The sequence below is a fragment of the Desulfosarcina sp. BuS5 genome (assembly GCF_028752835.1).
Classification (GTDB): Bacteria; Desulfobacterota; Desulfobacteria; order Desulfobacterales; family BuS5; genus BuS5.
Map to the genome: position 1 here is coordinate 278,822 of NZ_CP087952.1, position 20,956 is coordinate 299,777.

The following is a 20,956-nucleotide window of genomic DNA, read 5'->3' on the forward strand; positions in this document are numbered from 1 at the left end:
TATTTTGTCTTAATGGTTAAAATGTTCCAAAGGCAACTCCAGATGGTCAACCCAGATATCGACAATATTATCGAATTCAGCCGAACCTTTAAGAACAGGCACACATTTGATCCCGGCTTTAGTTAGAATAGATTTCCATGAATCATCTTCATCACCTGCCATATCGTTTCTGGCATGATCGCCAGCGACTGACATAAATGGTATTAAATATGCTTTTTTTATCTTTTTTGCAAGCAGCATCTTTTTTACGTCGTCAATTGTCGGGCTCCCTTCCACTGTCCCTACAATTATATTCGAGTCACTCTGTTGAAGATTATAGGCCATGGCCGCGTAAAATGCATTGGCCGGGTGCGGAGTGCCGTGTCCCATCAAAACCACTCCATCTTTCTTTTTTCTCTCCTTGGGGATATTCTGAATAATGGCATCTGCAACTTTTTCCATATCCTCCTGTTTTGATATAAGGGGTTGCCCAACAATAATTCTATCAAATCCGCCGGGAATATGTTTGAAGGCCGAGATTGTCGCAATCAGGTCATTATATTCTTCACCCGGGATAGTATGGAGTGACTGTACAGCCACATGCGTAAAATTTTCTTCCATCATTTTTGAAAGGGCTATTGCAATGGAATCGAGATTTTTACCCTGTTTTGCAAGTTTATGGCGTATAATGGAAGATGTAAATGCCCAGCGCACAGGTATCCCAGGATAGGCGGCTTTGACCTTGTTGTCGATGTTTTTAAAAGATACCTGCGCTTCAGGTATGCTTGATCCAAAGGCTACCAGCAGAATTCCTTTTTTCATGGGACGGTTGTCGCCGTGTGCATGCGCCGAGATACAGACAAAGGCAAGGATTACGATAAGAACTGCGGCTTGGATAATTCTTTTACTGTTCATTTTTTATTTTATTCCTCCCAAAGAAAGAAAATATTTTTTATCGATTAATAATTAATTTCACAAGGATAGAGGTAAAAACCTGGAGAAGGCGTACTGGTGGTACGTCGACCGAAGGTTTTTACCGATACGCAGTGAAATTATGTAGACGAAACCCTATGGGTAATGCCGGAAAAGTTACCCGCACAATCTGAGCTCGCGCCCGGTCAGCTTAAGGTCTCCTAAACTGGTGAACTCGGCCAGTTTGCATATAATTCTTTGCATACCTTTAACCGTTAGGGACCACCAGGCATCGCTTATATCAAAGTGGCCGGATGTGGCTGATACAAATTCAAGCCTGTCAGCTTCAATGTTAAGATTGCTGACGGCTGTTTTATGATCGACAGCATTATCCGGCAAATCACTGCCGGCGATATATACTATTATTCCTGTTTTCATCAAGATTCACCCCCTTTCATAAATTTTTCGGAGGTCCCGCGTTAAAGGGCCGGGACGGGCGGTATTGCACCTTGAAATAAAAAAAGCCCTTCAAACCATTATACGGCTTGAAGGGCTTTACCCAGTTTATCGGCCCTTTGCTTATCATTTATTCTGTTTCACCGCAGAATAAACTATCTATCATTAAAGGCAGGTTTTCTGGCTTTCGGATCATTCTAATCACTGCGCCTTCCCATCCGATTCTAATCAGACAGTGGCATATGCAGATTTCGTCCCCGATTACAGCGGCGGGACCACTCTCGCTTCTATAAATTTCCACATAAATAATTTCACTACGTTATCGGTCGTCGGAGTATTGCAATACGCCTTTCTCCCTCTATCCTTGTGTAATTAATTATCTGAAAATCTATACGAGATTCCCTTTTAAGCTTTATAAAAGCACCTTTAATTAACTTTATGTTTGATTCATGTTTCTGTCAAGGTAATTATTGCTTGAGCCAATTGAAGATCCTCCCTAGTCGTTATTTTTATATTTAACCTGCTGCCCTTAAGAATTTTAACTTTTTTTCCCATATGTTCCACAAAGAAGGCATCATCTGTTCCTGAATAATTCGATTTAATTGCATTATATAGAGCATCTTTTATGATGGAATATTTAAAAACCTGCGGAGTTTGTGCAAGCCAGACTCTCTCCCTTGGCAGAGTTTTATCTATAATTCCGGAATCATCAACACTCTTTAAGGTATCATTAACAGGCACGGCCAGAATGGCTGCCCCGGAATCTTCTGCTGCGGATATACAGGCATCAATCTCTTCAGGACGGATAAAGGGGCGGACTCCGTCATGAATAAGCACTAAACTATTAAAATCCTTTACAGCAAGTATGCCGTTATATACAGAGTCGCTCCTTTCAGCTCCTCCGGCAACCAGTCTGATTTTTTTTGAAAGATTTGTGCTGCTGATTATATTGTTATAACAGTAATCAATATCTTCCCCAGGGACTATCAGGATGATTTCATTTACCGAATCGCATGCATCAATCGCTCGCAGAGTGTGAGATAATATGGGTATGCCGGCAATTTCAATGTATTGTTTGCGCCGGGTACTCTGCATCCTGATGCCCCGGCCTGCTGCGACTATTATTGCTGAAACCATAATATAAATTTCCACATAAATAATTTCACTGCGTTATCGGTCGTCGGAGTATTACAATACGCCTTCCTCCCTCTGGCCTTGTGCAATTAATTATCTAAAAATTTATAGCTATCTCAGATGCTTTAATTCATTCGGAAGAGGTATCCCCTTTCCCATGGAGTCTTCCCCGTAATTGACACGGGCAAGAATTTTAATATCATGTAGAGAGCGCACATCTCCTTGAAAGGTGACTTCCTCAATATTTTCTTTTTGTATTTTACCCCCAGCCCACTGTATATCAAGCACGCTGCCGGCGTCAAATCTATCATTTCCCACACACATTTCTACATTACCGCCGTAATGCTGCACAATTTTAGCAACCATCATGCTTGGTCTGCTGTGAAAGCCGAGTTCCACCGGCACTCCGACAGTTATGGAAGATTTTTCTATATTTTCATTAAGTATTTCCTTGGCTATCTTTTTACCGGCGGAAAGGAAATAACAGGTATAAAAAAGACCATAGTTTATGGTGCGGTCTATTAATGCGTCAGGATCGATAATGTCGGAAAGGAGGCCCTGAACATGTTTATAAATATTTTTATACCCGGCATCGTACAGATGCCGTTCATAGAAATGTAAGAGCCGGCTGGTTGTTTGGAGAAGGTGAAACACAACGGAAAAAATTCCGCGTAATTTTTTAAATTTTTCGTTTCCGAACCTGAGACCACCGTGTATTACATATGTGTCAAATGAGGACTGTAAATTGTGAATCGTCATCTCAAAGCGGCCTACAAGCACCTCATTAACCTTTTCCGGAACAATTTCTTTGATCTCCTCTAACGTTCGCGGCCCATAAGATTCCCATGGCTCAAATTCCCGTATGATTTGAAGAAAGTCACTCGCTATTTTTACAATATTTTTTTTCTGTTGATCTCTGTCTGCATCATCAATATCGTAATCCAGAATCTCGTTTGTGACAATGCTGGGAAAATCTGAGGGCTCAAAGCTGTTTTCAGGGATTGGTATGTTAAGCCTGCGAGCCTCGTCGATTATTACAGGTGCAAGATCGATTAAGGTCTGAGTTAAAAAATCTAGCGTAGTATAACCTTCTTTTCTGAACTCTTCTACATTATCGAGTATATAAAAATCTAAACGTTTTGAGATGTGTTTCTGATATAGGCTTCCACGGCTTAAATGCCTTACAGCAGCTGTAAGCTCCCTGTAAAAATACCACTTTTTACTGTTTCTGGCACCGTGAAAATCAAGGAAATCCTCAAGGATCTGAGATGAGCTGACAAGTTTGAGCAAGAGTTTTTCCGTAAATATAAATTGAGATATGTCAAAATTAGAAATATACAGACAACATTTCAGGTATTCTTCTGAAAAGATCTTTGTTTTTTCTTTAAAAGATATATTGGTGAAGTGATTTTTTGTCATTTATGACGTTCCTTGATGAAACGGCCGGAGCAGTACATAAGCCGAATTCTGTGCCGGGAAGAGGTTACCCTCATTCCGGTAACGATCATTCATCTGTAAATGCCGGTTGCCCGGCATTTCTTGCGACCTACCCGGGAGCTTTGGCGGGCCACCCTTGCCGCTCCCCTATTTGGTCTTGCACCGGGTGGGGTTTACAAAGCTTCCCCGGTCACCCGGGGAACTGGTGCGCTCTTACCGCACCTTTTCACCCTTACCTTTTTTGCAGATCTTTACAGATCGGCAAAAAAGGCGGTATACTTTCTGTTGCACTTTCCTTCACGTCACCGTGACTCCACGTTATGGAGCACCCTGCCCTGTGGTGTTCGGACTTTCCTCCGGATAAAATATCCAGCGATCGTTTGTACTGCTCCGGCCGTGTATTCTGTTGTCATACTGCGTTATCTGTCTTCTCCTGTTCCCAGTAGAGTATCCTGTCACAAAATGGACAAAATTTCAGACTATCGCAGCGTTGCAGGTCATTATACATCTGTGGCGGAATATTCATGTTACATCCGTAACAGATAGAATTTTTAGCCTTCGCTATAGCGATACCGTTGGTTTGCTTTTTTTGTATGATAAAGAATTTTTCTATTAAATCCTTTTGAACGGATTCTATTATGTTAGCTCTTTCGGCATGGAGCTCTAATAGCTTATGCTCATCATTTTTGGCCTGATTTTTTATAATATTTTTTTCAATATTTATTTTTTTGCCAATTTTATTATAATCTTCTTTTCGGGATTTAATGTCACGCTCTATTTCTTCCGCTCGGTCAAGGCATTCAATCATATCATCTTCGATTTTTGAATTTTTGTTTTTAAGTTCGTGAATTTCCTTTAATGATGACTGGTATTCTTTGTTGTTTTTTGCGAATCCAAGTTTTTCTTCGCTTTTTTTTATTTTTGTGCGATTAATTTCCGTATCCGATTCATAGGAACGATATTTTTGCTCATAGTCTTTCAAAAGCGTTTTTTTATTATTAACGGCCTTTTCAGCACGATCGAGTCCGGTATCAAGCTCCGCAAGTTGATCAGGGAGATTTTCAAGTGTAGCTTTAATTCTTTTTTTATCTGTTTCTATCTGTTGGAGTTTTATTAGTCTCCCAATCTGTTCCCTTGTTATTTTAAGCATAGTATTATATCCAAAAAAATTATATTTTTAAAACTCATTTTAACCTCTTACATTAAGCATGCTAAATGTAAGAGGTCAATAAAAAATATAAAATATTAGGCAATGTTATTTTTGGGGGATTCTGTCACTGGGGTTTAAGAGTACTTAAAACTTTTTTCCATGGTAGAATCGGTATTTTAATCCCAGGGGAATCGCTGCAATTTTAATGTAATCTCTTCAGCGATCCCTGGGTTCTCCGCGGTTAAATCCGGTTGAGTGAAATTATTAATGTGGAAATCTATAGTTTGCATTTCTTTAAAAACATATGATAAAGATTCGGTATGCTCTTGGTAGCGCCACCGCCATCTAATTTTATTGATGGTAACAAAAAAATATACGGTATTGAATATTAATACGTCAAAAAAAATCGACAAAAAACATATAAAGCTTACTTTTGCTGATATTGAGAATGCACGGCAACTTTTCGGCGATTATAACAAGAATCTCCGGCAGATTGCCGATGAGCTTAGCCTAAGCATTGATGCCAGGGGGAACACAGTATACATAACAGGCGATGCAACAACCGCCTCTTTGGCCAAAAAATTGCTTACGCAATTATATGATTTGCTAAAAAAGGGGTATCCTGTTTATTCGAATGATATCGATTATGCTATACGACTCCTATCTTCCGATGATGGTATTAATTTAAAGGAAATTTTTTTAGATACAGTCTATGTTACATCAAAAAAACGCTCAATTACACCTAGGGGCAGAGCTCAAAAAGAATATATTGATGCCATGCGAAGTTATGATATAGTTTTTGGAATAGGACCCGCCGGGACAGGGAAAACATACCTTGCCATGGCTATGGCCGTTGCAGCGCTCGCAAAAAATATCGTAAACCGGATAGTCCTAACCAGACCGGCGGTGGAAGCAGGTGAAACTCTTGGATTTTTGCCTGGAGATTTGGCGGAAAAAGTCAACCCTTACCTTAGACCACTGTATGATGCACTTCATGATATGATGCGCTTTGAGAAAGCATCAAGGCTGATAGAAACAGGTATTATTGAAGTTGCGCCCCTGGCTTTTATGCGCGGTCGCACATTAAACGACGCCTTCATTATCCTGGATGAAGCTCAAAATACAACCTCCAAACAGATGAAAATGTTTTTAACCAGGATCGGATTCAATTCCAAGGCCGTCATTACCGGTGACATTACTCAGACAGACCTTCCGGTTGAACAACCATCCGGATTAATAGAGGCAAAGAATATTCTTAATCAAGTAGATGGCATAAAAATGGTCTTTTTCTCTAAAAATGATGTTGCCCGGCATAAACTGGTGCAAAAAATTATCAGGGCCTATGAACAAGTAGAAAACCAAAACAGCAGCAATCAAGTATGAAAAAAAATAAAAAATCGATTCGCAGCCGTTTTTTATCAGGCAATTCAGTGCGCTGGATCCTGCTGGGGTTTGTGGCGGTATTCTTTACCCTCACCCTCTATCCGAGCCTCATTGTTAAAAAGCAATCGTATAAAATCGGAGATATAGCAGATAAAGACATTAAAGCTCAAAAGGATTTTTTTATAGAAGATAAGGACGCCACGGAAGCCAGGCGTAAAGAGGCGATGGAGAATGTTGTGACCGTTTATGATTACAACACGTCTCTTTTCAATATAATTTCCAGCAATATTAGTGGGGCCTTTGAAAAAAGTCGTACGCTTATCGGATCTGAAAAGAGAAAGATGGATTCCACTATGGATTTCAAGTCCGGGGCGGAATTGCAGAAATTATCTGTAGAAGACGTTATCATAGGAACAACCCCGCATCATATAATGCTGGATAGAAAGGCAATTTTTGAAAAAAAGATAGGGATTCCGGTTAGTAAAGGGGCATACGAAGTTTTCGAAAAAGAAAAATTTTCCGTGAACATAGAAGATCTCATCGTCAGGATTCTCCAGGAAATACTGGAAAACGGTGTTGTGAAAAACAAGGAGATACTCTTGAGAGAGGCTGGCAAGGGGATTATTTTGAAATATTCCGGCACTGATTCGGAAGTGCTGGTTAAAGGTCTCAGGAAGATTTACGGACCTGACCAGGCCAAAACCATGGTAAGAATTATCGGGCAGCCCCTGCTTAAAAATTGCAGCTACAGCCTACGCAATCTAATAGCCGATTTTACCCAAAGGCTCATACGGCCTAATATCAGCCTTAACTACATAGAAACAAATAAACGAAAGGAAAAAGCCGCTTCGGAAGTTAAACCGATTCTATACAAGGTTAAGGCCGGAGAGATGATCCTGCGTGAGGGAGAACGAATTACGGAAAATCATATGGCGAAACTCCGCAACCTTCAGGTCGCAACAAAAAAGGGAAAATTATTTTCTAACAGCATTGGCGCGGCCATGATACTTATATCTCTTTTTATAATCACGTACATCCTCAAAATGAATCATAATGGTAAAATAACTATAAACCACAACAAAGACCTTTTATTTATAACAAGTCTATTCATAATTTTTTTTCTCATAACAGTAATCTCTTCATCCGTAGCTGAAACCCTTGCTATCCATGCGCCCTTTCCCATATCCGGATCTTCAATACTGTTCGGAATCCCCCTGGCATCAAGCGCCATGATAGCCTGCATGTTCCTCGGATATAATAATGCAATTTTTTTAGCCATAGTTTTTTCTATATGCACCGCATTTGTTTTTCCAAACAAATTCGAATTCCTTATATACTTCCTGTTAAGCAGCGTCATGGCCGCCTATTGGGCGCAGGATTGCAGGGAACGTAAGGTACTTATTAAAGCGGGCATAAAATTAGGGCTTCTCAATATGGTGCTTGCCGCTGTCTTAGGCCTTTATTTGGGAGAATACTTCAAGTTCGCCTTTTTGTGGGATCTTCTATTTGCATTTATCGGCGGAATCGGGGCCGCAGCGGTTACAACGGGAATCGCCCCTCTTTTTGAAATGGCTTTCGATTATACGTCGGATATCAAGATGCTTGAGCTTGCAAATCTTGACATGCCTATCCTGAGAAGACTCATGATAGAAGCTCCTGGAACTTATCACCATTCAGTAGTAGTAGGTTCCATGGCGGAAGCTGCGGCTGCTGAAATAGGTGTAAATCCCCTGGCGGCGAAAGTATGCGGCTATTATCACGATATAGGCAAATTAAAAAAACCGCTCTATTTTATTGAAAACCAGGCAAACGGCAAAAACAAACACGATAAACTCGCGCCATCCATGTCCAGCCTTATATTGATTTCTCATATAAAAGATGGCGTTGAAATTGCTAAAAAAAATAAGCTGGGCGATATTATCATAAACGCAATACAACAGCACCACGGGACCAGCCTGATCAGTTATTTTTATGGTAAGGCCAAAAGGATTAAGGGCGATGATTCCGTTACAATAGATGATTTCAGATATCCCGGACCCAAGCCTCAAACCTGGATGGCCGGGCTTGTAATGCTGGCGGATGTGGTTGAAGCAGCCTCAAGAACACTCGAAAATCCGACCCCGTCCAGAATACAATGGCATGTACAGACTACCATCAACAGAATTTTTGCCGAGGGAGAGCTCGATGAATGCGACTTGACACTTAAAAATCTTCATAAAATAGCAAAAAGTTTCAACAAGATATTAAACGGAATACATCATCACCGGATTGAATATCCGGAAAAAAAGCAAGCAGCTAACGGGAATGGGCATAATGGCGGTTCTGATAAAAAACAGACAGAATCTTTACAAAATACCTCAGCAAGAGACAATACAGAAGGCTCAGGCAATCTTAAACGCCTTGGATTGTCCTGACGGAGAACTATCCCTCCTCATTATAGACAATCTGCAAATAACCGAACTAAATCAAAAATACCTCAACCGGGAAGGCCCTGCAAATGTGATTGCATTTCCCATGCGCGGGGGCGATTACCCGGAAATAGCGCCCCAGCTTTTAGGGGATGTTGTGATCTCTGCAGAAAAAGCGGCTGATGAAGGGAGCCTTTTTAATATAAGCATGGAAGAAAGGTTTATGCAACTTATGGTGCACGGCATTCTTCATCTTTTCGGTTATGATCATGAAAAATCAGACAAAGAAGCCTTGATAATGGAGCAAAAAAGCGAGGAACTTTTGAAAATTTTAAGGGAACTTTCCTAAGGGAAGAGGAGAAAATAAATGGCTGGACTGGCTGTAAATGTTGACCATGTATCCACATTAAGAGAGGCAAGAAAAATATCCTACCCGGATCCGGTTGCAGCGGCAGTGCTTGCGGAACTGGCCGGAGCCGACGGCATTGTTGTTCATCTTCGGGAAGACCGGCGTCATATTCAGGATCGGGATGTGAGGATTCTGCGAAAAATTGTACAAACCAAGCTAATCCTCGAAATGGCTGCGACCCCGGAAATGGTGGGAATTGCCCTGGATATCAAACCGGACCTGGTAACCCTGGTCCCTGAAAAAAGGGAAGAGCTTACCACTGAGGGAGGGCTTGATCTGATCGTGCATAAAAACTCCATCGCCGAAACCATCGGTACCCTTCAAAATAGCGGCATACCTGTCAGCATTTTTATAGATTCGGCTCCGGAACAGATTAAGGTCGCTCATCAGATCAACGCAACCATGGTGGAAATTCATACCGGAGCTTTCTGCGATGCCACTACCATCAAAAAAAGAGAGCAGACTTTTACAGATATAGTCAATGGGGTCAAGCTGGCCCATAAGCTGAAATTAGGGATCAATGCCGGTCATGGAATTTGCTATAAAACCATCAAAGCTTTTAAAGGCCTTGATGAAATAGATGAATTCAGTATCGGGCACAGTATTGTCTCAAGGGCGGTGTTGGTCGGTATGAAGGCGGCGGTAAAGGAGATGCTGGCGCTGGTTAAGGAGCTTTGAGGGAGCGCTTTGCTTGAGGAGCGGCCTGCGGCCTTTAGAGGCGCTTCGCTTGAGGGTAGAGGAGTAAATGGAGTATGACAGTTTTGAAAATCCGGTGCCGATGTGTGAAGAGATTGTTCAAATGGTAACAAATGAAAAGCTGGTGACCGAATCACTCAAAGAAAAAAAAATAATGATCGCAACGCTTAAAAAACAGAAGGAACTGCTGATGCGTGAACGCAAAGCCTTTGCGTTGATGGCCAAAGCCACGGTTTATGCAAAAAACATATTCGATCTATGCCGAATGGTTATTGTCGGACTTGTGGAAATCCTGAGATTCGACACAGGTGTTATTCGATTAAAAACCGGGCAGGAGAACTCATTGGAGATGGTGGCTTCAACGGGGCTGGACAAAACCACAATAGAATTTCTTCATGATGATCCTGAGAGTATCGCAACGTTTGTTGCCAACAGCGAAAAACCGATTTTTGCTCCTGATACAAGCACACATGAAATCATGCGGACGTATGGCAAGCGGATTGATCAATTCATGTGTAAAGCGCTTATCTCATGGCCTTTGCATGATTCTTTACAAAAAATTATAGGTGTGGTCACGCTGGTTTCGCATTTGCCAAAGAAAATTCCCGATAAAGACAGAGACTTCTTTGAAATAATTGCAGGTATGCTTGCGATTGTTATAGAGCGTAAACTGGCTAGCAGGAATATTACGAAAGCTCTTAAAGAAAAAGAGCTGATGCTGAAAGAGATTCACCACCGGGTCAAGAATAATATGCAGGTGATCTCCAGTCTGATCAACCTTCAAGCCGGCCGGATAGAGGATCAGGATTACAAAAATATGTTTGACGAAATCAGGGACCGAATCAGATCTATGGCCCTTGTGCATGACCAGTTGTACAGAAGCAGAGATTTGGCTTATATTAATCTTAAAGATTATATTACGCAGCTCACCGGCAGCCTGATGAGATCGTACAGCATTGCCTCAGGCAAAATTGAGTTAAAAATAGATGCCGACGATCTTTATATCGGAATCGACAAGGCCGTGCCCTGTGGTTTGATTACAAATGAACTGATCTCCAATGCCTTGAAATATGCCTTTCCTGATGATATGAAGGGGCAGATAATCATTAAACTGGATAAAGATGATAATGGAAAGCTACTATTGAATATCAAGGATAACGGTATCGGACTGACCCAAGACTTTAATCTGCAAAATGCTGATTCTCTTGGACTGGAACTGGTTATAATGCTTGTGGAACAGATAGATGGAAGTTTAGACATAACCGGAGACGAGGGCACGGAAGTTACTATTATCTTTGCGGCATAGACTGGGAGAAAAAAATGTCCAGGATTAAAATTTTTGTAGTAGAGGATGAGGCTATTGTAGCGCGAGACCTGAAAAACAGCCTGGAAAATTTAGGCTATGAGGTTGATGATGTGGTAGCCTCAGGTGAAGAAGCAGTGGCAAGAGCTTTGGCATTATCTCCCGATTTAGTGCTGATGGATATTATGCTAAAGGGATATATGGACGGGATTGAAGCTGCTGCCAAGATAAGGAAGGAGATTGATCTGCCGGTTATATATCTTACAGCATATGCGGATGACGATACCTTAAAGCGTGCCAAAATAACCACTCCATTAGGTTATATTCTCAAACCCTTTGACGAAAGAGAACTGCATACCGCCATAGAGATAGGACTGTACAAACACAAGATGGAGATGGAGCTGAAAGAATCAAAAGAATGGCTGATGACTGTGCTTAAAAGCATCGGTGACGCTGTGATTGCCACGGATAATAATGGCCGGGTGACATTTATGAATCCGGTAGCTGAAAATCTTACCGGCTGGCGCCAGGAGGATGCAACCGGAGAGGAGCTGACCGAAATTTTTAACATAGTTAATGAACAGACCCATGCCGTTGTTAAAAATCCGGTGGATAAAGTTCTGAAAACCGGTCTTATAGTGGGTCTGGCCAATCATACCATGCTTATCTCAAAAAACGGCTCAATCATACCTGTCGACGACAGCGCCGCCCCGGTCAAGGATGAAAAGGGCAACGTTTCCGGTGTTGTCCTTGTTTTTAGAGATGTTACTGAAAGAAGACGGATAGAGCAGCAACGCTTGAAAACACAGAAACTCGAGTCCCTCGGAATTCTTGCCGGAGGCATTGCCCATGATTTTAATAATATATTAACCGGGATTCTCGGAAATATAACCTTGTCAAAAATGTATCTTGATGCAAATGATAAGGCTTACAGCAAACTCGAAGATGCTGAAAAAGCGTCTTTGCGAGCCAGGGATTTGACCCGGCAACTGCTGACATTCGCAAGGGGCGGAGCGCCGGTTAAAGAGACCATATCTGTCCGGGAAATTATTGACGAATCGGCATATTTTGCATTATGCGGCTCCAATGTTAAATGCGATTTTATTATTCCGGACGACCTCCGGCCTTTAAAGGCGGACGCCGGCCAGTTAAGTCAGGTTATCTCCAATCTGGTTATCAACGCCAACCAGTCCATGCCCCAGGGCGGGACCATCAAAATAACGCTTGAAAACATTGATATAGATCACAAATCAGGCCCTTCCATAAAGCCCGGCCAATATATAAAAATAACCGTAAAAGACGCGGGCCATGGAATCCCGAATAAATATCTTGCAAAAATTTTCGACCCGTATTTTACTACCAAACAGGCTGGAAACGGTTTGGGGCTGGCCACCGTCTTTTCGATTATAAACAGACACAATGGATATATATTTGTTGAATCAGAGATCGGAAAAGGGACAACCTTTTTCATATATCTGCCTGTTTTTACAGAGACTGTTATTCATAAAAAGAAGAAAAAAAATATCATTACCGGAAAAGGCCGGATACTGGTGATGGATGATGAAGCTATGGTTCTGGAAGTTTCCGGGGCTATGATAAAATCACTCGGTTATGAAACCGCCTTTGCCGAAAATGGGTCCGAAGCTGTTGCAAAATATAAAGAAGCTATGGATACAGGCAAGCCGTTCGATATGGTTATTCTCGACCTGACCGTGCAAGGCGGGATGGGCGGCCGTGAAGCAGTAAAAAGATTGTTTGAAATTGACCCGCAAGTAAAAGCGATTGTATCGAGTGGATATTCAGTCGATTCCGCCATGGCAAAGTTTGAAGAATACGGGTTTATTGATGTGCTTGTAAAGCCTTACAAGCTTGAAATTCTGAGTAAAACTTTGCACAGGGTTAATGAAATATGAAAATAAATGAGCCAATGTATCTTGTTTATGCGGCTGAAATGCAGCAAATGGATCGTCTGACGATTGAAGCCTTTGGTATCCCGGGCCGGGTACTGATGGAAAATGCCGGACGGGGAGCAACCGAAATATTATTAAGGAAAAAACCCGATATCTACAATAAAAGTATCGGCATTATAGCGGGACGCGGCAACAACGGCGGAGATGGATTTGTTATGGCGCGCTATCTCGTTCAAAAAGGAATAAAGGTAGCTGTTTATCTGTTGGCCGACAGGAAGAGAGTCGCCGGGGACGCGGCCGCCAACCTACGCCTGCTTGAGCCCCTTGAAGTACCGATGATCGAACTGACAGATCGGGAAAAGTTTTTTAAATATATAGAGTTAATGCTCAACCACGACATATGGATTGATGCGATTCTCGGAACAGGCCTGAAATCCGATGTAAAGGGCTTCTTCAGGGAAATAATAGAATTTATAAACAGTTCAAAAAAATATATCTTCTCGGTAGACATACCCTCAGGGCTTAATTCCGATACAGGTCTGCCCTGCGGTATAGCTGCCAGCGCAAATGCAACGGCAACTTTTGCATTTGCCAAAACAGGGCAAATTCTCTACCCTGGAGCAGAATATACCGGTGATCTGGAAATAGTCGATATCGGTATTCCGCCGCATATTGCCGATGAGGTTGGGCCCCGGCAATATCTCATAACAGCGGATATGGTACGCTCCCATATCCGGCCGCGAAAACAGGATGCTCATAAGGGCGATACCGGACACCTGCTTGTTATAGCCGCTTCTACCGGAAAAACAGGAGCCGCAACAATGGCGGCGGGCTCTGCCATACGTGCCGGAGCAGGTCTGGTTACCCTCGGAATTCCCGCATCATTAAATCCTGTTCTGGAAACACAGCTCATAGAGGCGATGACCTTTCCGCTGCCTGAAAAAGCAGCCGGGATCCTGGGGGGGGATGCATTTATCAAAATTATGGCGCTAATGGCAGACAAACAATGCCTGGCAACAGGACCCGGTCTTGGAACCGATCCCGATACCATAGAACTTATATGCCGGATTATCCAGGCATGCGAAATCCCGATTGTGATTGATGCTGACGGGTTGAACAGCCTGGTTGGCAGAACTGATATTCTGAACAAGCTCAAAGCACCGGCTGTACTGACGCCGCATCCGGGAGAAATGGCGCGCTTGGCGAATATAACCACCCGTGAAGTGCAAAGCAACAGGATATCCTGCGCCAGAGAATTTGCCTTAAAATTCAATGTCCATCTTGTACTTAAAGGTACACGCACGGTCATCGCGCATCCGGATGGAAGTATATATATTAATCCCACAGGTAACCCGGGTATGGCATCGGGCGGAATGGGTGACGTGCTCACAGGAATAATCGCCGGACTTATTACGCAAGGGCTTCCTATAAAAAAAGCTGCTCAGGCCGGTGTTTTTCTGCATGGCGCGGCCGCAGATCATCTGGTTGAAAAAATTGGCCCAACAGGCTTTCTTGCAACCGAGGTTATGGATGAAATCCCACAACAGATCAAAAGAGTGATGAGTGAATATAGAAGATGTTCATTTAACAACATTGTCGCCTGAAGAGACCAAAAGTCTGGGGCAAAAAATCGGTGCGGCCATTGAATCCGGGATTGTTATAGCTTTAATCGGTGATCTCGGCGCGGGAAAAACCTTATTTATTCAGGGCCTTGCTTCAGGGTTGGATGTACCTTCGGAGCATTATGTAACAAGCCCTTCCTACACCTTGATAAACGAGTATCCCGGCCGGCTCAGGCTGTTTCATATAGATCTTTACCGGATAAACTCTGAAAATGATTTCGAAGATATCGGGATTTACGAAATACTTTCCGGCCGCGAAGTTGCGGCGGTAGAATGGGCGGAGAGGCTGAAAGAATCAATGCCGGCTGAATATCTATCCATTCATCTCAAGATAATCGATGATCAAAAACGAAAAATAAAAATAACTGCATATGGACCGAATGCTATTAATCTGTTAAAAAAGTTGGCTTAAAAAGGGCTTTAGTGAAGGAATAACCATGGCTTTAATTGTTCAAAAATACGGTGGCACTTCAGTTGCCGATACTGACAGGATTCGCAATGTGGCAGAGCGTGTAGCGGAAGAATACGATAAGGGGAATGATATGATCGTTGTGGTTTCCGCTATGGCAGGAGTTACAGACAGCATGACAAAGCTCGCCAACCAGGTTACTGACGCTCCTGAAAGCCGTGAACTCGATGTTCTTCTATCCACAGGAGAACAAACAACTGTCGCCCTGCTTGCAATGGCATTAATAGATATGGGCTATCCGGCCATGTCAATGCTTGGATACCAGGCAAACATTCGTACCAATGATGCATTCGGTAAGGCTCGCATTCTTGCTATTCACGCCGACCGTATGAAAAAACTTATCAAAAAAAGAAACATAATGGTTTTGGCCGGATTCCAGGGCTGTAATTTCGATGGAGACATAACAACTCTAGGCCGGGGGGGATCGGATACATCCGCAGTAGCAATAGCAGCAGCCCTAAAAGCTGATGTGTGTGAAATATTCACCGATGTAAAGGGTATCTATACGGCTGATCCCAACGTATGTTCAAAAGCGCAAAAATTGAATACAATATCGTATGATGAGATGCTTGAAATGTCTAGTCTGGGTGCCAAGGTTTTACAAATCCGTTCGGTTGAATTCGCGAAAAAATATAATGTGCCTGTACATGTCAGATCATCATTTTGCAAGGAGGAAGGAACAATGGTAGTTAATGAAGCTTTAAATATGGAAAGTCTTGTCGTGTCAGGCATAACCTGCAAAAAAAATGAAGCCAGGATAACACTTAAAAAAGTTCCCGATCAGCCTGGAATAGCGGCTAAACTTTTCTCTCCCATAGCCGAGGCAGGGATACTGGTTGATATGATTATTCAGAACACCCGCTCCGGGGGACAGACTGATCTTACTTTTACTGTCCCTCGGAGCGATTTTGACAAGGCCATAGAGATATCCAGGAAAGTGGCTGAAGAGGTTGGAGCTGAGGAGGTCTTGATAGCGGAAAATATTGCAAAAATATCCGTAACCGGGGTTGGAATGAAGAATCATTCCGGAGTGGCCGCTAAAATGTTTGCCACCCTTGCCGCCGAGAATATCAATATAAGACTCATAAGCACTTCTGAGATCAGGATATCATGCGTAATTGAAGCAAAGTATTCCGAACTTGCCGTGCGTGTGCTTCATACGGCTTTCGGGCTTGATAAAGATTAGGAATTTTCTCTAAAGGATCCGTCTGAACCAGGCGATAGACTCCCTTACAAACTCCCTTTGGTGAGCGGGGTTATTCATGGGATGATCCCCTCCTTTCTGAATGATCAGTTTTTTAGGTTTTGATGCTTTTAAAAAGATTTCCTCAGCGTCTGAAGGCGGCACAATTTCATCTTCATCACCATGGAATATAAGAATATTACGCAATTGCCCAAGACTGTCTGATAAATCAAAAATCAAGTTTTTTTTGTAAAACCGCAGATCTTCGGGTCTGGTTTTCTTAGAGCTTGCGGCTGCATCCACTATGGGTCCGCTTCTTACAGGAGCTGCAAAAACAACTATGGCTTCGGCATCAAGCTCAAGCGCTGTGCATAAACAGGCGGCACCTCCCATACTGCTTCCGAAAAGACCGGTACGGTCTCCTGTGTCGTCCCTCTCATGCATAAGCTTGACAGCAGATGACAGGTCCTGGCATCTGGATGCGAGTGTTGTAACTTCATAAAAATTGCCTTCGCTTTGACCTGCCCCGTGATGATCAAACCTGAAAAAAGCCAGACCCGCCTCATTGCACTGCCGTGCCAGGGCAATCTGTTTGGGCGAATTACCGCTGCTTAAAAGGCCGTGGGAACCTATCACAACCGATGGTCTGAGAATATCCGGCATATGCAGAACCCCCTTAAGGAGATATCCGCCGGATGAAAAGACAATATTTTTTTGAAAAAATTTCATTTCTCACGTAGGGGCACGATGCATCGTGCCCTATGAAGGTTTTTTGGCGATAACGCAGTGAAATTTATGTGGAAATCTATAACTTTTTTGAAATCCTGTTTTCTTTTAACCGTAACCTGGCTATCTGAAGCAGTTCTTTCATGGTGCCTGGCTGGTCAAAGCCATAATTGACAACCCCGGTAGTAAAAGCAATATCATATGTTTTGAATGAAAATTTATTGTGCCGCTCAATATTGCTTTTTAACCTTGCCATGATGGCCTTTTCCCCATTTTGAACAATCTCCAGCGCCAGTACAACAAACAACCCATCCTCTCCGAATCTGGCGATTACATCTGTTCCTCTGAAAGTATTTTTTAATATATTGGCTGCTGCTTTTATGGAGTTGGAGGCTTCAGCTTCACCGAATTTTTTTGTAATTGTTTCGAGATCGGCAAACTCCAACATCATAATTAATGTAGCTACTTTGTTACGCTTGGCCATATTATGCTGCTGTTCCGCAAGCAGGAGAAATGCCCTTTTGTTGTGCAATCCTGTCAGGCTGTCTTTTAATAAAAAATCAGGCATAACTTCGGGATTGTCCGCATCATTATCCTTCTCTTCCAGCATGTGCTCAAACTCAATCATCGCTTCCCTGTATTGTCGAAGTAATCCAATGATTTCGGAAGAAGCGGATGCATGCCTGATAAGCAGATAATTATTTTTGCCTAGAGAAGTTGAGACTGCCTGAAGATAATGGGCTTCATCATCCTTGTCTATTTCAGTCCACCATCCTGACTCGCTGGTTCCTGCAAGCTCTGGTTTTCCATTTACTAAAAAACCGGAATCATCTATGAAACCTGTCAGGAATGGAAAGATATCGGCAGGATTAACTATTCTCTCTTCTTTATTGTCTGATAAAAAAAAACATTTAAAGCAGGCCGGAATTTCGTCAGGCAGAGTAAATGACCCTTTATTTTCATGTTTCATCACAACCATATCCATGGCTGATAAAAAATTTACATTTGCAGGTTTGCTCATATAATCTCACCGTTTTTCAAGGGTTTTTAAGCATTTTTGCAATCAGCAACATAAAGGCCTTGTTAACACCCAGGCCGGTTTTGGCGCTTGTATTTATTACAGTCCAGCCCATGGCTTTCAAGCCGGCCAGCGTCCCTTTGGTTATTTCAGACTCTTTTGAAAGATCGGATTTGTTTACGACACAAATAAACGGAATTTTGGCCGAAATTTTTTCCGCCCTTTTCCGGATAGAGACCGCCCTGTTAAGGGTGAAAAATCGCGTGGAATCGATTACAATAATATAACCCTCCATATTACTCATAAGATTCGGACTTATTTCGCTAACTTTGTCTTCTCCTCCAAAATCCCATATATCGAGATCCACTTTTCGGTCTTCATAGTTTATCTCTTTTTTGCAAACTGTAACGCCGAATGTAAAATTATACTTCCCAGGAGAGGCTCCATAAGCAAAACGCCTCGCTATGCTTGTTTTGCCGGCAGCAAGGGCTCCGAAAACAGATATTCTCTTTTTTATAACCGGTTTCGGAATACTGTCATCAGAGATAAAAATTGTGGCATCATACTTCTGATTATCAGCCTCTATCGTCAGGCTTGCAGCCTTCATCATGGCCTGCTCTTCAACAGGGATTGATTTTTTGTACAGGTTTTTCATAAACCTGGCAAGTCCCCACATAGTCGGCCTTAATGAGAGCTCACGGATAGATGTCTCCACATCTGTCAGCATATCCCCGCAAGACTGATATCGCTTTTCAAGATCTTTTGCAAGGGCTCGATGTATGATTCTACTGATCGCAGGCGGCAGTTTATCAACAAGATTTTCAGGGGGCTCAAACTCAGCCTTTCTGGCTCTGGCCAGAACCTCCATAGTATTCCCTTTATATAGCCTTTCTCCGGTCGCCATTTCGTACAAAACAGCTCCGATTGCAAAAATATCGGAGCGAATATCCAGGTTTTTTCCCTCGGCCTGTTCAGGTGACATATACCCGACCTTGCCCTTGATCAGTCCGAATTGCGTGGCTTGATTCTGGCTGGAGGCCTTGGCAATTCCGAAATCAATAATTTTTACCTCTCCTTCATAAGAGATAAAGATGTTGGGAGGGCTGATGTCCCTGTGTATAATATTAAGCGGTTGTCCCTGAAAATTTTTTAGTGTATGAGCATAATCCAGTCCATTGCAGACACATGAAATAATCTGGAGGACTATTTCAAGATCAAACAGCCTGTTCTTCTTTTTTAGAGTACCGATTATGGATCGAAGATTCCTACCGAAGAGGTACTCCATAGCAATAAAATAATCTTTACCCATTTTGCCGAAATCATGAGTTCTAATGATATTTTCATGCTGAAGAAATGCTGCAAGTCTGGCTTCATTAATAAACGATTCTATCAGACCTTTTTCACCTACCAGATGGGGCAGAATTTTTTTAACCGCAACAAGTTTTTCAAATCCTTCGTCGCCAGTTATTTTGCCGCGATAGAGTTCGGCCATACCGCCGGTTGCTATCCGATCCAGCAACAAATATTTTCCGAATCTTTCAGGTTGAAGCGCACTCATAAGTATAATCAAGCTCTTTCGAGGTATAATTAAAAAGATAACCTTTTTATTATAACATTGTTGTTCTTTGGGTTTACTAAAAATAAATTTATATTTTCAGGTATTGACAGATTTAATATTTTTTTATTTATATTTAAATAATGCTAAGCAAAAAACATGCCTGAAGCCACTAAAACATATGTAATATGAAATACTATAGATTGTCAGATAATTACCCGATTTGAAAATTTGTCACAAGGCTATGGGGCGGAAGGAGTATCGTAACACTCCGATGATTGATAATGCAGTGAAATTATTGATTTATGTGATAATCTATAGGATTCTTACTGTTGGAAGTGATCCTGTATCCCGCTCCTGAAAAATTACACACCCTGATCCGCCAGATATCCGTCGATCAGCTTTTTTGTTTGAAGCAGGCCATCAGGCTCCCTTATTTCTATGACCCACCATCTGCATCCTGCATCTTGCAGGAGATCGAGACGATGTCTGATATCATTGATCTGTTCAGGGGGCACATGCCCGACTCCTGCCAATTCAGTGTGGTATATGTGTGCGTTTAAAATATTGCCGGAATGGGGAGCGATAAAATCGCTAACAGCATACTGCTGGGTGCATACGGATTCACAAGCATGCGCATGGCCTATATCGCATGTTACAAAAGCTCCGGTTTTGCGGATAAGTTTTTCAAACAAGTTGGGCTTGCTTGTCCATCCCCAGGCAAGATTTTCAAGACAGATCTTGACCCCTTGTTTTGCTCCAAGTTGAACTATTTGTCTTAGATTAACGATGGTATCTTTCCAGGAAAGAAGTTGTGTGGAATTATGCCCAAGCCCTATATGAACCGTTACATGATCAAAATCAGCTTTTGCGACAAGACGAATTATGCTACTGAAAACATCAATAGCTGCTTTTGACTTTGCATAGTCGCTATGCCCGAAGTCCATCCGGTTGAATGGACAGTGAAAACGAATTTCAAGGGGATGAAAAAATGACATTTTTTTTACCCACGCTGACTCTTCCTCCGGGGTTTTGGGGAGGTTATCCAGATCAAAAGACCAGTCTATCCCTGAAAAACCATGAACCATGGCGAATTCCTTAAGTTCATTAATATCATTTAAAAAATTGCATAAAACAAGTTTAGGCCTCACTGTGATTCACCTTTGGGTAGATATTTTTATAAATTAGTTAATACTTGAAACAATA

At 42.2% G+C, this 20,956-nt stretch carries 18 protein-coding genes, 1 other RNA gene and 1 riboswitch; of the genes, 9 read left to right on the forward strand and 10 right to left on the reverse strand.

The features are described from left to right. Positions 1–9 precede the first annotated feature (9 nt). The 6 genes from BuS5_RS01350 to BuS5_RS01375 all read right to left on the reverse strand — a co-directional run bounded on the left by BuS5_RS01350 (position 10) and on the right by BuS5_RS01375 (position 5,068). Positions 10–894, reverse strand: a complete 885-nt coding sequence (locus BuS5_RS01350; RefSeq protein ID WP_027352683.1) for a sirohydrochlorin cobaltochelatase — start codon at positions 892–894, stop codon at positions 10–12. A gap of 174 nt (positions 895–1,068) precedes the next feature. After that, on the reverse strand, positions 1,069–1,329 hold the full coding sequence (locus BuS5_RS01355) for a hypothetical protein (RefSeq protein ID WP_027352682.1): 261 nt from the start codon (positions 1,327–1,329) through the stop codon (positions 1,069–1,071). A 171-nt stretch (positions 1,330–1,500) separates the two neighbouring features. After that, a riboswitch (cobalamin riboswitch) is annotated at positions 1,501–1,790 on the reverse strand. A gap of 4 nt (positions 1,791–1,794) precedes the next feature. Continuing rightward, positions 1,795–2,484, reverse strand: a complete 690-nt coding sequence (ispD, locus tag BuS5_RS01360) for a 2-C-methyl-D-erythritol 4-phosphate cytidylyltransferase (protein ID WP_035264057.1) — start codon at positions 2,482–2,484, stop codon at positions 1,795–1,797. A 108-nt stretch (positions 2,485–2,592) separates the two neighbouring features. After that, the gene (locus tag BuS5_RS01365; protein ID WP_027352680.1) at positions 2,593–3,900 is read right to left on the reverse strand and encodes an HPr family phosphocarrier protein; all 1,308 of its coding nucleotides are present in this window, start codon (positions 3,898–3,900) and stop codon (positions 2,593–2,595) included. A 22-nt stretch (positions 3,901–3,922) separates the two neighbouring features. Then, positions 3,923–4,310, reverse strand: an RNA gene (gene rnpB / locus BuS5_RS01370) — RNase P RNA component class A. Between the two features lie 17 nt (positions 4,311–4,327). Continuing rightward, a complete protein-coding gene (locus tag BuS5_RS01375; protein ID WP_027352679.1) occupies positions 4,328–5,068 on the reverse strand; it encodes a zinc ribbon domain-containing protein in 741 nt (246 codons plus the stop codon). Between the two features lie 357 nt (positions 5,069–5,425). On the opposite strand from BuS5_RS01375, the gene BuS5_RS01380 reads away from it, so the two are divergent. The 9 genes from BuS5_RS01380 (at position 5,426) to BuS5_RS01420 (ending at position 16,454) form a co-directional block, all read left to right on the forward strand. Continuing rightward, complete coding sequence (locus BuS5_RS01380) at positions 5,426–6,451, forward strand: PhoH family protein (protein ID WP_051374509.1); 1,026 nt, start codon at positions 5,426–5,428, stop codon at positions 6,449–6,451. Further along, on the forward strand, positions 6,448–8,865 hold the full coding sequence (locus BuS5_RS01385) for an HD family phosphohydrolase (protein ID WP_027352677.1): 2,418 nt from the start codon (positions 6,448–6,450) through the stop codon (positions 8,863–8,865). Before BuS5_RS01380 ends, BuS5_RS01385 begins: the two co-directional genes overlap by 4 nt. Continuing rightward, entirely contained in the window at positions 8,852–9,208 is a 357-nt protein-coding gene (ybeY, locus tag BuS5_RS01390; RefSeq protein WP_035264049.1) for an rRNA maturation RNase YbeY, read from the forward strand. The genes BuS5_RS01385 and ybeY overlap by 14 nt, the downstream gene beginning before the upstream one ends. Positions 9,209–9,226: 18 nt before the next feature. After that, on the forward strand, positions 9,227–9,946 hold the full coding sequence (locus BuS5_RS01395) for a pyridoxine 5'-phosphate synthase (protein ID WP_027352675.1): 720 nt from the start codon (positions 9,227–9,229) through the stop codon (positions 9,944–9,946). 67 nt (positions 9,947–10,013) lie between these two features. Next, on the forward strand, positions 10,014–11,270 hold the full coding sequence (locus BuS5_RS01400; protein ID WP_051374508.1) for a histidine kinase dimerization/phosphoacceptor domain -containing protein: 1,257 nt from the start codon (positions 10,014–10,016) through the stop codon (positions 11,268–11,270). A gap of 14 nt (positions 11,271–11,284) precedes the next feature. After that, positions 11,285–13,180: an ATP-binding response regulator gene (locus BuS5_RS01405; protein WP_051374507.1), complete on the forward strand. Its 1,896-nt coding sequence runs from the start codon at positions 11,285–11,287 to the stop codon at positions 13,178–13,180. Further along, positions 13,177–14,781 (forward strand): NAD(P)H-hydrate dehydratase, encoded by a 1,605-nt coding sequence (locus BuS5_RS01410; RefSeq protein ID WP_232222991.1) that lies wholly within the window; start codon positions 13,177–13,179, stop codon positions 14,779–14,781. Before BuS5_RS01405 ends, BuS5_RS01410 begins: the two co-directional genes overlap by 4 nt. Then, on the forward strand, positions 14,741–15,211 hold the full coding sequence (gene tsaE, locus BuS5_RS01415) for a tRNA (adenosine(37)-N6)-threonylcarbamoyltransferase complex ATPase subunit type 1 TsaE (protein WP_051374506.1): 471 nt from the start codon (positions 14,741–14,743) through the stop codon (positions 15,209–15,211). Before BuS5_RS01410 ends, tsaE begins: the two co-directional genes overlap by 41 nt. Positions 15,212–15,236: 25 nt before the next feature. Next, entirely contained in the window at positions 15,237–16,454 is a 1,218-nt protein-coding gene (locus BuS5_RS01420) for an aspartate kinase (protein ID WP_027352672.1), read from the forward strand. A gap of 9 nt (positions 16,455–16,463) precedes the next feature. Here the strand turns inward: BuS5_RS01420 and BuS5_RS01425 are convergent, their stop codons facing one another. The 4 genes from BuS5_RS01425 to BuS5_RS01440 form a co-directional block, all read right to left on the reverse strand. Next, positions 16,464–17,180: an alpha/beta hydrolase gene (locus BuS5_RS01425; RefSeq protein WP_027352671.1), complete on the reverse strand. Its 717-nt coding sequence runs from the start codon at positions 17,178–17,180 to the stop codon at positions 16,464–16,466. Between the two features lie 76 nt (positions 17,181–17,256). Next, positions 17,257–18,198 (reverse strand): GGDEF domain-containing protein, encoded by a 942-nt coding sequence (locus tag BuS5_RS01430; protein ID WP_027352670.1) that lies wholly within the window; start codon positions 18,196–18,198, stop codon positions 17,257–17,259. A gap of 16 nt (positions 18,199–18,214) precedes the next feature. Further along, positions 18,215–19,753, reverse strand: coding sequence for a serine/threonine-protein kinase (locus BuS5_RS01435; protein ID WP_051374505.1), 1,539 nt, complete (start codon positions 19,751–19,753; stop codon positions 18,215–18,217). Positions 19,754–20,115: 362 nt separating this feature from the next. After that, on the reverse strand, positions 20,116–20,901 hold the full coding sequence (locus tag BuS5_RS01440; RefSeq protein ID WP_027352669.1) for a sugar phosphate isomerase/epimerase family protein: 786 nt from the start codon (positions 20,899–20,901) through the stop codon (positions 20,116–20,118). Positions 20,902–20,956 lie beyond the last annotated feature (55 nt).